We start from the raw sequence: 14,577 nt of genomic DNA on the forward strand, positions 1-14,577 counted from the left end.
GAACTTCTTGATGGTATCGGGCGAAACCGCAACCCGCGGCTCGGACGCATCGATTTCCTTGGCAACGGCGATCTTCATGGGCCCTCCGGCGGCGCGAGCGGCGCACGCGTCTTCAAACTAGCGTTATTTTCGCCAGATTGGATACCCGGTTTTTCCATCCGGGTTTCGACAGGAATTCCGGCACCGCCGCGGGACGGCGATGCCGCTAGCCGATCAGGGATCAGACCAGGAAATAGGCCATCAGAGCGAGGAGGATGGCGACGCTGATGGTGCCGTATTTGACCAGCACGATAAACCCTTCATAGGTCTGCTCATGCGCCACGTAATCGTTGCCGTCGGCGGTCGTATAGGCCACTTCGCTATGGTCTGCCATCGCTGTCCCCAGTCAGAAATTCGCGTTCTGCGAGCCATTACCGCAAACAGGTTGGCAGGGCAACGGCGTGGTCCCGATCGGGCGATTTGAACCGCAAATCGTCCCCGATTCACCCCTCGAGCGACGGCCCCGCGGCCGCCCCTCGGGCAGGATTGATCTCCCAAACGCGGGCGTCACGGAACGATCATGCCGCGAGGCGCAAAAAACGCTGCGCGAATCTGACCCGAGCCAGCCGGCAGGCCGATGGTCATCAGCCCATCGTCTCCAGTTCGTCGATCATGCCGGCGATGACGGACAGGCCGCCGTCCCAGAATTTCGGGTCCTTGGCGTCGAGCCCGAACGGCCGCAGCAGCTCGGAGTAATGCTTGGTGCCGCCGGCGGCGAGCATGTCGAGATAGCGCTCGGCGAAACCGTCGGATGCGTGCTCGTAGACCGCATAGAGCGAGTTCACCAGGCAATCGCCGAACGCATAGGCGTAGACGTAGAACGGCGAGTGGATGAAGTGCGGGATGTACATCCAGAACGTCTCGTAGCCCGGCTTGATCTCGATCGCGGGCCCGAGGCTCTCGCCCTGCACGCTGAGCCACAGCTCGCCGATCCGCTCGGCGGTGAGCTCGCCATTCTTGCGCTCGGTATGAACCGCACGCTCGAATGAGTAGAACGCGATCTGCCGCACCACGGTGTTGATCATGTCCTCGACCTTGCCCGCGAGCAGCGCCTGGCGCTGCTTGGCGTTCCTGGTCTGCGACAACAGCCGCTTGAAGGTCAGCATCTCGCCGAACACGCTCGCGGTTTCCGCCAGCGTCAACGGCGTCGGCGCCATCAGCGCGCCGTTCTTCGCTGCCAGCACCTGATGGACGCCATGGCCGAGCTCATGCGCCAGCGTCATCACGTCGCGCGGCTTGCCCTGATAATTCATCAGCACATAGGGGTGCGCCGACGGCGTGGTCGGATGCGAGAAAGCACCGGGCGCCTTGCCCGGACGCACCGGCGCATCGATCCAGCGATCGCTGAAGAAGCGCTCCGCGATCTCGGCCATCTTGGGCGAAAAGCCGTTATAGGCCGACAGCACCATGTTGCGCGCCTCGGGCCAGGCGATCGTGCCGGTCGCCGCGAACGGCAGCGGCGCGTTGCGGTCCCAGTGCGGCAGCTTCTTCTTTTTGAACCAACCGGCCTTCAACGCGTAGTAGCGGTGCGACAGCTTCGGATAGGCCGCGCGCACGGAGGCGACCAGCGCATCGACCACCTCGCGCTCGACCCGGTTGTTGAGATGGCGAGAATCCGCGATATCCTGGAAGCCCCTCCAGCGGTCGGAGATTTCCTTGTCCTTGGCCAGCGTGTTGGTGATCAGCGCGAAGGTGCGCTCATTGTCCCTGAAGGTCTTGGCGAGCGCCTGCGCGGCCGACTTGCGCTTGTCGCCGGCCTTGTCCTGCAACAGGTTCAGCGTCGGCTCGATCGCGAGCTCCTTGCCCGCGACCTTGAAGCGCAGGCCGGAGATGGTCTGGTCGAACAGCCGGTTCCAGGCCGCGTAGCCGCTCTGCGCCTTTTCGTGGAAGAGCTGCTCGACGCGATCCTCGAGCTGGTACGGCTTGTCCTTGCGCAGATCCTCGATCCACGGCCGGTAGTGGCCGAGCGTGGGTTCGGCCATCGCGCGCTCGATCACATCATCGTCAACCCGATTGAGCTCGAGCGAGAAGAACAGGAGATGCACCGAGGCGGCCGTCAGCCGCTCGGAGACGTCGCCGTAGAATTTCGAGATCGCCGGATCGACGCTGTCGCCGGCATGGACCAGGCCGGCATAAGAGCCGAGACGGCCAGCCAGATCGTCGATCGCCTCATAGCGCCTGATCGCCCCGGCCAGCCACTTTCCGCCGCCTTCCTTGCCGGTATTTTCGGCAAGCTTGCCCTTGTAGTCGGTCTCAAACGCGACGCAATCTGCATCCATTTTCTGCAAATCGCGTGCGACTTCCGGCGCGTCGATACCGGAGTAGAGATCTGCCAGATTCCATTCCGGAAGCTTGCCGGTCTTGCCGGCCGCCTGTTTCGCCGCCGGGCCGGCTGCGGCCGGTTTGCGTTGCGCGGCCGTCTTGCGCAGCGCGGCTTCCTTGCGGAGCGCGGCCTTGCTGGGTGCAGACTTGCTGGGTGCAGACTTGCTGAGAGCAGGCTTGCTGGGAGCAGACTTGCCGGGAGCAGACTTGGGGGAGGCAGTTTTGGAGCGCGAGGTCATCTTGTTCGTAACCTTACTTCAGTCGGAAAGATGTCGGCGGCGGCGGAATGAAAGCGGGTTTGCAAGGTTTAAGAGTGCGTTAATCGGCATCGGCGACATTGCCCCGATTCGAGACAGATAAACGTAGCGTGCGGGGAAAACCATGGCTGCCACCATTTTGATCGCCGATGATGACGCCGTACAGCGTCGTTTGGTTGAAAACATGGTGCAGAAGTGCGGCTATGAGCCCCTCGTCGTGGACAGTGGCGACGCCGCGATAGCGGCCCTGACCGCATCCGAGACGCAGGCGATCGATGCAGTCGTGCTCGACCTCGTGATGCCGGGCCTCGACGGTCTCGGAGTCCTCGCAAAAATTCGTGAAGCTGGTTTGAACGTCCCGGTCATCGTGCAGACCGCGCATGGCGGCATCGACAATGTGGTGTCGGCGATGCGCGCCGGTGCCCAGGATTTCGTCGTCAAGCCGGTCGGCTTCGAACGGCTGCAGGTCTGCCTGCGCAACGCCCTCAACGCATCGGCGCTGAAGGGCGAATTGCAGCGCATCCGCCACAGCCGCGAGGGCCGGCTGACCTTCTCCGACATCATCACCCGCAGCGAGGCGATGGCCGGCGTGCTGCGCACGGCACAGAAGGCCGCATCCTCGACCATCCCGGTGCTGATCGAGGGCGAGTCCGGCGTCGGCAAGGAACTGTTCGCGCGCGCCATCCACGGCAGCAGCGAGCGCAAGGCCAAGCCGTTCGTCGCGGTGAACTGCGGCGCGATCCCGGACAATCTCGTCGAATCGATCCTGTTCGGCCACGAGAAGGGCGCCTTCACCGGCGCCACCGAGCGCCACCAGGGCAAGTTCGTCGAGGCCCATGGCGGCACGCTGTTCCTCGACGAGGTCGGCGAATTGCCGCTGGCAACGCAGGTGAAACTGCTGCGCGCGCTGCAGGAAGGCACCGTCGAGGCGGTCGGCGGCCGCAAGCCGGTCAAGGTCGATGTCCGCATCATCTCGGCGACCAACCGCAAGCTGCTCGATCTCGTGAAGGCCGGCCAGTTCCGCGAGGACCTGTTCTATCGTCTGCACGTGCTGCCGCTGACCATTCCGGCGCTGCGACAGCGGCGCGAAGACATCCCGCATCTGCTGCGGCATTTCCTGGCGCGGTTCTGCGCCGAGGAGAACCGCAACATCACCGGAATCAGCGGCGATGCGATGGCGCATCTGGCGCAGCTCGATTGGCCGGGCAACATCCGCCAGCTCGAGAACACGGTGTATCGCGCCGTGGTGATGAGCGACGGCGACCAGCTCGGGCTCGCCGACTTCCCGCAAGGAACGACCCATCCGGTGCCGGACGGCAAAATGCTCCAGGGCGAGCCGCTGGTGGTGTCGCCGTCCACGGCACCCGCCATGATCTCCGGTAATGAAATACCTGTCACCGCTGCCCTGCCGACGGCGGGCGGCCTCTCGATACTCAACGCCGCGGGCGAAGTGCGTCCGCTAGAAGATCTCGAGAACGAGATCATCCGGTTCGCGATTTCGCATTATCGCGGACAGATGTCGGAGGTCGCGCGTCGCCTCAAGATCGGCCGCTCGACCCTCTACCGCAAGCTCGACGAAGCCGCGGCCGGCACGCGCACAAGCGACGCCACCTAAACCCGAGGCCGACAGGGCCATACCAGGGAACCTTTTGAACCGTGTCCCGTCGGTGACAGACAAAGGCTGTGCCGCGTGGCAAAAACGCACGGCCCGAGCGAAATCAGCCGCTTCGAGGTCAGTTTGTCGTGAGTTGCCCCGCAAGGCGCTGGCTGCACAAGAGGGGCAAATGTATCGTCTGCGTCAATTGCGTGCAGGCATACGAGTCGTTTGAGAAGCCGGCGCTTTCGCGCAAGCTATGAAACCGAATACCGATTTGAACTGTTCCAGAATCTGAGGGGCAGTTCCACCCAGGGGGTGCGAAAATGCGTGACCGTTCGAACAACCGTCGAGGATTTGACCGCGTATTGATGGCCGTCGCGGCGACCTTCCTCACGGTGTCCGCGAGCTCGGCCTTCGCGCAGGACACGCCTCGCTCCAGCGCCTCGGAACTGGCGATCGACGCCGCGATCCCGCGCCCCGAACCGGCCAATGTGCCGCCGCCCACCGCAAGCGATTTCAAGGCCGACACCACCGCCGCGCTGCCCGACGCAGCCAAGCCGGCGGACGTGAAGCCCGCCGAGGTGCAGGCCACCGAAGCCAAGCCCGTCGATGCCAAGCCTGTCGATGCAAAGCCGGCAGAACCGAGCGCGACCGCCAACAAGGCCGTCGAGCCGAAGCCCGCCGATGTCGTCACCTCGCCGGCGACCAAGCCCGCCGATGCACCGAAGACCGATACCGCGGTCGCGCCGGCCGCACCCGCCCCTGCAACCGCAACGGCGCCTGCCGCAGCTCCGGCTCCCGCGACGGCGGCAGCTCCCGCGACCGAACCGGCGAAGGCTGCGAGCAACGTTGCCGCCGAGGATCAGCCGGTCGCCGACAAGCTGCGCGAGCTGCTCGCCAGCAAGTCGCTGCGCACCTTCGATCGCAAGAACGAACGCGCAGCCGCCGAGAAGTTCTATTCGGCCCGCGAATATGCACCCGTCTTCACCAAGGCCGGCAAGCTGACCGATGCCGGCAAGGGCGTCATCGCCCGCCTGAAGGATGCGGCCGCCGACGGTCTCGATGCATCAGACTATCCGGTGCCGGATTTCACTGCTGCGACGACGCCCGATACGCTGGCAGACGCCGAGCTGAAGCTCGCGGCCAGCATGCTGGACTATGCGCGCCAGGCCCAGAGCGGCCGCATGCACTGGTCGCAGGTGTCGGCGGACATCCTCTATCCGGAGCACCCGATTGATCCGGCCGAAGTGTTCGCGAATGTGACCTCGGCCAAGGACGCCTCTGCCGCGCTCGACGGCTACAACCCACCGCAGAAGCTCTACAAGGAGCTGAAGAAGAAGCTCGCCGAGCTGCGTGGCCAGGGCGACGGCCCGGTGATCACGATCGCCGACGGCCCCGCGTTGAAATACGTTCCCGCGCGCAAGAAGCAGGCCGCGGTCGAGATGGACGATCCGCGCGTGCCGGATCTGCGCAACAAGCTCGGCATCACCGAGGATGCCGACAGCACCAAGTATGACGCGACGGTGGCGCGGGCCGTGGAGAAATTCCAGAGCAGCGTCGACCTCAAGGCGACCGGCGTGCTCGACGAGCGCACGGTGAAGGCGCTGAACAATCCGAAGCGCGACCGTCAGATCGACACCGTGCTCGTCAACATGGAGCGCTGGCGCTGGCTGCCGCGGCAGCTCGGCGCCGCCAATGTCGGCAACGCCTATGTGATCCTCAACATCCCCGACTATACGCTGAAGGTGATGCAGAACGGCGCGCAGGTCTGGACCACGCGCGTCGTCACCGGCAAGCCCGGCCAGCACGCCACGCCGCTTCTGACCGAAACGATGAAGTACATCACGGTCAACCCGACCTGGAACGTGCCGCCATCGATCATCTACAACGAGTATCTGCCGGCCCTGCAGCAGGATCCGACGGTGCTGCAGCGCATGGGCCTCAAGCTCGAGCGCAACCGCGACGGCTCGATCCACGTCTCGCAGCCGCCCGGTGAAGCCAACGCGCTCGGTCGCATCCGCTTCAACTTCCCGAACAAGTTCCTGGTCTATCAGCACGACACGCCGGACAAGTATTTGTTTGCGAAGGATGAGCGCGCCTTCAGCCACGGCTGCATGCGCGTGCAGAATCCGGATCAGTACGCGTCCGTGCTGCTCAACATCACCGAACCGAACCAGCACTACACGCCGGAGCGGATCCGCAGCATGTACGGCTCGAGCGAAGTCGATCTGAAATTCCCGACGCCGATCCCGGTCAACATCACCTACCAGACCGCGTTCGTGGACGACGCCGGCAAGCTGCAAATCCGCAGGGACATCTACGGCCGCGACGCCGCCATGCTGTCGCTGCTCAAGAACAACCGCGGCAAGGATCTCGAAACGGTCGTGGCGCACGCCCAGCCGAGCTACGCGCGGCCGCCGAGCAGCAGCCTGCCGCCTGGCGTCAACGTCGCCGGCGACAACAGCGGCTTTGGCTCCTCCGGACCGAACTTCTTCGAGCGCCTGTTCGGTGGATTCGGCCAGCCGGAGCCGCAGCCGGTCCGCCGCGGCCAGGCCCAGCAGCAGCGCCGGGTTATCACCCGCTAATCTGCCTCTCCGCCCGATTGGGATAAATATTGAAGTAAAATCAACGATCTCGCTCAAAAAGCGAGATCGTTTACGTTAACCATTTCCCGTGGGGTCCGGGGAACAGGGCTATCTTTTGCCACACTCCCCCAGTTAGTTGAGCCCAACTTGGGGGCGGGTCGGTAAACCTCGGTTAACCCTCCCGCTTTAAGAAAGCGTTCACCGTCTTCCGCAGGGGGTCTGCGAGGATGCCGACCGAACGCTCGTCGACTGGGTGGGCTCATAGTGCTGGCTGTTTTCGCACGCCGCTACAAACCGCTGTCGCTGCCTAAGGCCGGATACCAAGTCGGCCTGACCGCGCTATTGCTGTTGGCGGGCGCGGGTTCGGTGCACGATGCGACTGCGCTGAACCAGACCCGCACCCTCTCCTTCCACCACACCCATTCGGGCGAAGACCTCACCATCACCTTCAAGCGCGATGGCCGCTACGACGAAGCCGCGCTGAAGCAGCTCAATCACTTCCTGCGCGACTGGCGCTCCCAGGATGAGACGGTGATGGACCGTCATTTGTTCGACATTCTCTGGGAAGTCTACAGCGACGTCGGCGGCAAGCAGGCGATCCAGATCATCTCCGCCTACCGCGCCCCTGCCACCAACGCCATGCTCCGCCGCCGCTCCTCGGGCGTTGCGCGCCACAGCCAGCACATGCTGGGGCATGCGATGGATTTCTTCATCCCGGGCGTGCCGCTGGAGCAGATCCGCTTCGCCGGCCTCCGCCTGCAGCGCGGCGGCGTCGGCTTCTATCCGACCTCGGGCTCACCGTTCGTGCATCTCGACACCGGCGGCATTCGCCACTGGCCGCGGATGACCCGCGAGCAGCTGGTCCGGGTGTTCCCGGATGGCCGCACCGTCCACGTCCCGACCGACGGCACGCCGCTGAAGGGCTATGAACTCGCCAAGGCCGACATCGAACGCCGCGGCAATGGCGACGATGCTGCTGTTATCAGCAAGCCGACCCTGTTCGCGAAGCTGTTCGGTGGCGGCAAGTCGGGCGACGATGAAGACGAAGGCGCGGCCGCCGTGAACGACAAGCCTGCCGCTGCCACCGTGGTTGCGGCTGCGGCCCCTGCGAAATCCGCCGACCCCGTTCCGCTGCCGCGCGCCAAGCCGCAGCAATTCGCCGCCGCCATCCAGCTCGCCGCCGCCGACGCGCAGCTCGTGCCGATGCCGAAAGCGAAGCCAGTGGTGCAGGTGGTGCAGACGGCCGAGAACAGCGCGCCGCAATCGCCCGCCGACATCATCAATGCCCGCGGCTTCTGGGGTGACGAGTCCGCGGCGCCGAAGCAGGCTTCGGCCGCGCAGATCGCCGCGCTGAAGGCGCGTGAGGCGGTCGGCGGCTCGGATCCGCAGACCACCGCCAGCACGACCGACAGCTTCAACAAGGCGCTCGCTTATGCGCCGGCTGCGTCCTCGCCGGTCGATCGCGCCAACATCGTCGCTGCGTCTGCGCCGATCCCGCGCAATGTGCGCCCGGTGCGCAATGCGGCGGCGCCGGCCACTGAAATCAACACCGTCGTTGCGAAGGGCATCCCTGGCCAGGGCGTGATCACGACGTCGGCGCGGATCTCGGCCGCCAAGGGCAACGACATCTGGATGCGCGTCGTGATGCTGGCGCCCAGCGCGAGCAGCGGCATGCTGACCACCGTGCTCGGCGACACCGACATGAACATGATGCGGCAGCATTTCGTGAAGCCGCAAGCCGCCGTCGCTATGACCTTCTCGGAAGATCCGATGATGGGCATGACCTGCGATCGCTTCTCGGGCTCGGCCACCACCCTCCTGACCACCCAGTCCTTCGTGCTGCGCACCGCCTCGCTGCGCTGAGTGGTTCTGCTTCAGAACGCTTGCCAACGCCGACATTGCGCGCGGCTGCACGGGCGTAACGCCCGGGCAGCTGAAGGTTACGGTCTGGTTTCCGTGCTTGAGCCGCAGCAACGACCCAATCACCGCGCAAACGCCATCATCATCAAGAAAACGTTCGAAAACGTGATGGATGGGCGCGTGGGGGAACGAGCTATATCCCAGCCTGGCGCGATTGTGACGCTACGACAGCGGCCGACGCCCAAGCGAATGGCACGTGAACTGGCTTCACCATGCATGACAATCATTCAGCGCTGCGGATCCCTGCCTCCCGCGTCCGCATTCCTCCGACCTCCGCCCTGCTCGCCTTCGAGGCCGCCGCCCGCCTCCTGAGCTTCCGGCGCGCTGCCGAAGAGCTCGGCCTAACAGCATCGGCGATCAGCCATCAACTCGGTAGCCTGGAGGCACAGCTTGGCGAGCGACTGTTCAGCCGGGTCGGCCGTTCGGTACGCCTCACACCTGCCGGAGAGCGTTTCGCCCACCAGGTTCGCCGTGGTCTTGCCGCCATCAACCGCGGCCTCGATGACCTCGCCACCGATGCGCAGACGCGCCAGATTCGGTTGAGCGCATCTGCGCTGTTTTCACAAACCGTGCTGGTGCCGCATCTACGGGATTTTGCCCGCCGCTGGCCGCACTACGATCTCCGCCTCGAGGTCACCGCACGGATGGTCGACTTCAACATCGAGCAGGTCGACGCCGGCATCCGCATCGGGCGAGGACCATGGCCGGGTTTGACCAAGACCCGATTGCTCACCGTGCGCGGCCTGCCGGCGGCGAGCCCGTCGTTCCTTGAGGCCCATCCGGTCACGGCTCCAGCCGATCTTTTGCGGCTCCCTCTCATTCACAACGCCTTCTTCCCGAGCGCCTGGCCGGACTGGTTCGCCATCCACGGTCTATCGATCGAGGATCACGACGCCGGGCTTGATGTCACCCTCGACAGTCTTCCGATAGCGCTGGAGGCCGCCCAGCACGGTGTCGGTGCGGTGCTGACCATGGATCCGCTGGTGCGCAGTCATCCCGGTTTTGGAACGACGTTGATCGCCGCGATCGACCCGCCCGCAAGCAGCGAACTGAGCTTCTGGCTGGTGCATCGTATCGAGGCCGGCGCCGATCCCAAGATCAAGGCCCTCACGCATTGGCTGCGGGATGCGGTGCAGGCGATCCCGCAGAAGACGTCGCGAACCGAGAACACCGTCCTGACGGCTGAGTAACGCCCTCGCCCGCGGGCGCTATGGCGAACTGATCCTTGTCCACATCGATGGTGGTCGCCGAGACCCGCAGCGGCGATCGGCGATGCGCGTGCCATGCAGCGCCGCTACGCGCCAGCCGTCCGTGGCGAGAAACATCAAGAGCGAGGAACGGATCAACGCGTGCGGGCCATGAACCGTGTCGTCGGGCGTTTCGAGCCTGACGCGGAGCGTGACAAGCGCGATCACCGGGGACCACGATCGTATGCTCTCGATTTCCAACGAGATCCGGCTTCCGCGGAGGCTCGTGGTGAACAACCAGCCATAGCCCGTCCTGATCTGCGCCTTGCCTCTGTAACGCTCGCCGCTGGCCGCAATGTAGTTCGCGTCATCCGTGAAATGGGACGCGTAGCCGGCTTCATCACCCTCATTCCACGCCGCTGCCAGTCGAGCGACCGTATCCAGAATCCGACGAAGCTCATTCGGCCATGTCCGCGGAGTCACCTGGTACCTCACATGCTGCTGGAATGATGCGCGGTGAGATCCGGACATCCGGCTGTGGTCGTCCCTGTCATCGTTCGGGCTGTCGACGACGAACCAGCGCCCGCCTCGTATCGCCCCACCGTCGACCATTGCGCCATCGGATCTCGTCGCCCGCCTACTGCGCCAGCACCTTCGAGAGAAAACCGTGAATCAACGCAGCTATCTCATCGACCGCTTCGTCCAGGGCAAAGTGGCCTCCATCGACGATATGCACCTCCGCATCGGGAACATCGCGGCTCAACGCCTCGACCTCCCGCACCGAAAAGTTGGGATCGTACTTGCCCCAGGTGACCAGCACCGGCGGCCTGTTCTCGCGGAGATACGCCTGCCATATCGGATAGGCGGCGACATTGGTGCGGTAGTCATAGAACAACTCGAGCTGGATCTGCGCCATGCCCGGCCGATTCAGAAAGGCAAGCTCGTCCTCCCAGAGATCCGGGCTGTACCGCTCGGGATGCGGCGAATTTCCGATATGCCGGGCTCGCGTCGCGTCGGGAGAAATCAGCCCCTGACGCACCCGCACCGCATACGTCGCCCGATCCGCCCAGAATGCGCGACGCGGCGCCCATAGCTTGTCGTCGAGGCCGTCATCGTGCGCGACCGCATTCTGAATGATAAGCGCGGCTATCCGCTCAGGATGTGCAATCGCAAGTCGAAAGCCCACCGGGCCGCCATAATCGGCGACGTAGAGCGCATACCGATGCAATCCCAGCACCTCGGTCAGCCGGTTCATGACATGCGCGATATTGTCGAATGTATAGTCGAATTCGTCCGGCGGCGGCGCGTCCGAGTGACCAAAACCTGGATAGTCCGGTGCAACGATATGGTACCGATCCGCAAGCAGCGGAATCAGCGTTTCGAACATCCGCGATGACGACGGGAAGCCGTGTAACAGCAGGATCGTTGGTGCCAAATTCGGGCCGGCCTCGCGGTAGTAGATTTTCAGCCCGTCAACATCGATGCTCTTGTGGACCGTCGTGGAATGATCCGCCGCCACACCTGCGCTCAACGCCGGCGACAGCGACGCCTCAGCCAGCGCCATGGCCATGCACGTCGCGATCACAAGCCTTCGCACGAGGCGCCGAACCGGCGACCTTTTCAGATGAATCATGGTGATGGGTTCCAGTCTCGTTGAACGATGGCGCGGGGAGGCTTGCGGTCGCCGGCCCGCGATCCGATTCTTCGCCGTGGTGTGCCGAACCGGCGATCGACGCGATTACCAGGCCATTCTGATGCCGCCCTTGCCGGCATAGGCCTGGGTCACGCTGGAGAACTCGCCCTCGAAATTTGCGAACAGCGCGGCGTTGCGGGTGACGTCGAGCTGCGCGCCGACGCTGACTTGCGCTGCATCGCTGGCCGGCCGCGCCCCGTCGACGATAAAGCTTGCGCCCGGCAGCGACACCAGTGTGCCGTCGAGATTGCGCGTCGGCGCGAACTCGTGCACCCAGGCCATGCTCGCCTGCGGCGTCAGCGCCATGCCGTTGGCAAGCTCGATGCGGCGCTCCCCGCGCACCCCCGCGAACAGCGGCGCCGACGTGGTGGTCTGCCGCGAGACCGCGAGCCCGAGCACGCCGGGCGCACCGCCGGCAGTCTGGCTGCTCTCCGCGAAGCCGTCGCTGTAGAGCTGCGCGATCTCAAACGCTGCGAACGGCGTGACGCGCGCTCCGGCAATGGCGAAATCGTGCCCGACCTCGAAGCGCGAGCGCAACTGCCATGAATTGAAATTGCCGCGCTCGGTCTCGCCGGCAAGTCCACCGATATTGCCGATGACCCGTGTGGTCTTGTTGCTAAACGACGACACCGTGGTGGCGTTGCTCAGATAGAGCTGCCCCAGCGTCAGCGTGCTGTAGATGGCGCCATGAACGCCGTCGACCTTGCCGCTGGTTGTGCGGCTGTCGACGGTGAAATTGCCCTCACTGCCGCCGAATGCGACGCCGACCAGCCAGTTCGGCCACACCTGATAGTCGAGACCGATGTTGCCGCCGAACAGGCTGTCCCTCTGCGCCGCAGTGCCGAGGCCAGCATCGCCTTGCAGGGTGCTGCTGCCGCCGAACGCCGATCCCCACACCCGCCAGGTGCGGTCGAACCGCGCCGTCGCAGGCGCCTTGGTGAAGGGCCCGGCGCTGGCATAGGCGCCCTCCGCCGCGTAGCCGAGCGCGCCATCACGATCCACCACAATGGCATTGCCGCCACCGTCCCGGCCGGCGCGCCAGGCGCTCGCCTGGTCGTCGACCGACGAGGTAAACAGCGAGCTGGCGCGGAACGCCGCATTCTGCGCGCCGGCAAGGCCCTCGCCGGAGATCCTGTCGAAGGCGCTGCGGGCCTCGGCCGCAGAGCCGAACAACACCGCATTGAAGACGGGACTGGCAGTCGTCAGGGGGATCCGATCGAAAGCCCGTCCGACCGCCGCCTGATTGCTGGTTTGGCCAATGCCGGCAAAGCTGAGGCTATTGCGGTCGAAGCGCAGAAACACGTCATGCGCGTCATAGACGAGCGCCGACGACAGGAAGGCGCTACTGACGTTCATCGTCTCGGCAGCAAACTTTCCGCTCAGACTGTTTGCCGTTAGTACCGTGTAGTTCTGCCCTACGATGATGCCGCTCGTGGCTATAGTGGCGTTGAGTGTGCCGCCGCCGAGAGCTGCGTTACCTCCAATTGTCAATCGGTCGGCCTGATTGCCGTTGAGGTTGATCCGGTAGATCGACCCGGGATTGAACATGACGTTCCCGATCACGGTGCCATTGCCGCCCAGCGCGCCGCCCTGATTCACCGTGACCTGCGAGGCCAGCGTTGTGTTCACGAGCAGTGAACCGGCGTTGATCGTGGTGCCATTCACATAGGTCTGTATCTTGTTGCCGGCGAGCGTCCAGACGCCGCCTTGCGCATTGACCGTCAGCGCCTTGAACCCGGTGAACGACCCGTCATAGGTGTCGGCCCCGCCGCCGATCAGTTGCAGCTCTTTCTTTCGACTGCCGTCGTCACCCCCGGCACTCACCCCGCCCGCAATCGTCGATCCGGTTGCAATCGCCAGTGTCGCATTGCCGTCACTCATTTGCACGTCGCCGACGATGCGTCCGTAGTTGACGACCGTCGAATCAGCGCCGCCGGCCTTGCCGAAATCAATCGCCCGCCCGGTCGCCGTGATCGTTCCGGCATTGGTCACGGTGCCCGCTTCAGCGAAAAAGACACCTATCGCACCCGAAATGGTTGCGCCTGCCGCATTGACGACCGCCGGCACGGGTGGTTGAGATAGCACGCTGCTGCGGATCCGCGACTGTATCTGCGGAGGCAGATTGACAACAACGCCAGCCGCGGCACCCGAGATCATCCCGCCCGTCAGGTTGTTCAACGTTCCACCGTGCGTCTGCACCGCCACGCGATCGGACGTGATGGTGCCGGCATTGTTGATCGTGCCGGCATCGACCAGAGCGCCGGTCGCTGTTCCGGAAATCTTGGCGTTGGCGTTGTTGTCGAGCGTACCCGACCCCAGCACGACGCCGACGCCACCAGCTCCAGTCCCGGAAATCCTGCCTCCGGCAGAATTCGTCACCGTTCCGCTGTCCAATATCACGGCTGCTCCGACGTTGGCTGCAATCGCGCCGGCGTTGGTCAACGCACCTGCTCCGCCGCCGATGATGACTCCAACGCCCCCCTGAATGCTGCCGCCGCTCGCGTTGCTGACGCTGCCGCCATTCAACAGCTCGACCGCCACTCCCCCCTCTCCGGCGACGATCTTGCCGCCGTTGTCGACTGTTGTGTTGCTCCCCACACTCCCAATTTCATTGAGCGTTCCCCGGTTGTTGATCTTCCAATTGGAACTGCTGGGTTGGATGCGAAGCAGCCCAGCCGAAGTGTCGAGGATCTGCGCGCCCGCGTTGATGTTGACCGTTACCCCGGTCTTGCCGTCAAGATCCTCGATGCCGGTCGTGTCAGGCCTGCCATCGGGATTCGCGGTGCAAGTGATCACCTGATCGTTCGTCGTCGGACTAATCGCGCTGCACGCTGCCTGCGCGCCGCTTGCCAGGCCGACCAACGGCAGCGCGGCGAGAGTGCTTAAGCCAAACCTATTCATTGCAGCATTCCTTGTTGTCGTACCGCGCAGACACGACAGATTTTCGCCGCGTCAGCCTGAACGTGCCGGCGCGGCC

10 protein-coding genes are annotated in these 14,577 nt (G+C 64.5%); 5 read left to right on the forward strand and 5 right to left on the reverse strand.

The window, feature by feature from the left end; genetic code table 11:
• Nucleotides 1-220: 220 nt before the first annotated feature.
• Nucleotides 221-373 (reverse strand): aa3-type cytochrome c oxidase subunit IV, encoded by a 153-nt coding sequence (locus tag JQ573_RS39540; RefSeq protein WP_092123491.1) that lies wholly within the window; start codon nt 371-373, stop codon nt 221-223.
• Between the two features lie 250 nt (nt 374-623).
• Entirely contained in the window at nt 624-2,600 is a 1,977-nt protein-coding gene (locus JQ573_RS39545) for a M3 family oligoendopeptidase (RefSeq protein ID WP_212320406.1), read from the reverse strand.
• Here JQ573_RS39545 and JQ573_RS40985 point away from each other — a divergent pair.
• The 5 genes from JQ573_RS40985 to JQ573_RS39565 all read left to right on the forward strand — a co-directional run bounded on the left by JQ573_RS40985 (nt 2,509) and on the right by JQ573_RS39565 (nt 9,910).
• Nucleotides 2,509-2,721 (forward strand): hypothetical protein, encoded by a 213-nt coding sequence (locus tag JQ573_RS40985; RefSeq protein ID WP_409363120.1) that lies wholly within the window; start codon nt 2,509-2,511, stop codon nt 2,719-2,721. The two genes, JQ573_RS39545 and JQ573_RS40985, sit on opposite strands and share 92 nt — an antisense overlap.
• A gap of 21 nt (nt 2,722-2,742) precedes the next feature.
• Nucleotides 2,743-4,233 carry a sigma-54 dependent transcriptional regulator gene (locus tag JQ573_RS39550; protein WP_212320408.1) on the forward strand — a complete coding sequence of 497 codons (1,491 nt, stop codon included), beginning with the start codon at nt 2,743-2,745 and terminating at the stop codon, nt 4,231-4,233.
• A 305-nt stretch (nt 4,234-4,538) separates the two neighbouring features.
• A complete protein-coding gene (locus JQ573_RS39555) occupies nt 4,539-6,800 on the forward strand; it encodes a murein L,D-transpeptidase (RefSeq protein ID WP_212320410.1) in 2,262 nt (753 codons plus the stop codon).
• Between the two features lie 264 nt (nt 6,801-7,064).
• A complete protein-coding gene (locus tag JQ573_RS39560; RefSeq protein WP_212320412.1) occupies nt 7,065-8,663 on the forward strand; it encodes a DUF882 domain-containing protein in 1,599 nt (532 codons plus the stop codon).
• Between the two features lie 269 nt (nt 8,664-8,932).
• On the forward strand, nt 8,933-9,910 hold the full coding sequence (locus JQ573_RS39565; RefSeq protein ID WP_212320413.1) for a LysR substrate-binding domain-containing protein: 978 nt from the start codon (nt 8,933-8,935) through the stop codon (nt 9,908-9,910).
• 18 nt (nt 9,911-9,928) lie between these two features.
• On the opposite strand, the gene JQ573_RS39570 is transcribed toward JQ573_RS39565, so the two are convergent.
• From JQ573_RS39570 to JQ573_RS39580, 3 genes are all read right to left on the reverse strand, one after another.
• Entirely contained in the window at nt 9,929-10,519 is a 591-nt protein-coding gene (locus JQ573_RS39570) for an SgcJ/EcaC family oxidoreductase (protein ID WP_212320415.1), read from the reverse strand.
• Between the two features lie 25 nt (nt 10,520-10,544).
• The gene (locus tag JQ573_RS39575) at nt 10,545-11,540 is read right to left on the reverse strand and encodes an alpha/beta fold hydrolase (RefSeq protein WP_249132771.1); all 996 of its coding nucleotides are present in this window, start codon (nt 11,538-11,540) and stop codon (nt 10,545-10,547) included.
• Between the two features lie 105 nt (nt 11,541-11,645).
• Nucleotides 11,646-14,501, reverse strand: a complete 2,856-nt coding sequence (locus JQ573_RS39580) for an autotransporter domain-containing protein (protein ID WP_212320417.1) — start codon at nt 14,499-14,501, stop codon at nt 11,646-11,648.
• Between the last annotated feature and the right edge of the window lie 76 nt (nt 14,502-14,577).

The sequence above is a fragment of the Bradyrhizobium sp. AUGA SZCCT0105 genome (assembly GCF_018129565.1).
GTDB lineage: Bacteria > Pseudomonadota > Alphaproteobacteria > Rhizobiales > Xanthobacteraceae > Bradyrhizobium.

Coding starts and splice junctions, on each gene's coding strand:
- JQ573_RS39545 (WP_212320406.1), bottom strand. CDS start 2,600: ATGACCTCGCGCTCCAAAACTGCCTCCCCCAAGTCTGCTCCCGGCAAG.
- JQ573_RS39550 (WP_212320408.1), top strand. CDS start 2,743: ATGGCTGCCACCATTTTGATCGCCGATGATGACGCCGTACAGCGTCGT.
- JQ573_RS39575 (WP_249132771.1), bottom strand. CDS start 11,540: ATGATTCATCTGAAAAGGTCGCCGGTTCGGCGCCTCGTGCGAAGGCTT.
- JQ573_RS39570 (WP_212320415.1), bottom strand. CDS start 10,519: ATGGTCGACGGTGGGGCGATACGAGGCGGGCGCTGGTTCGTCGTCGAC.
- JQ573_RS39540 (WP_092123491.1), bottom strand. CDS start 373: ATGGCAGACCATAGCGAAGTGGCCTATACGACCGCCGACGGCAACGAT.
- JQ573_RS39555 (WP_212320410.1), top strand. CDS start 4,539: ATGCGTGACCGTTCGAACAACCGTCGAGGATTTGACCGCGTATTGATG.
- JQ573_RS39565 (WP_212320413.1), top strand. CDS start 8,933: ATGCATGACAATCATTCAGCGCTGCGGATCCCTGCCTCCCGCGTCCGC.
- JQ573_RS39580 (WP_212320417.1), bottom strand. CDS start 14,501: ATGAATAGGTTTGGCTTAAGCACTCTCGCCGCGCTGCCGTTGGTCGGC.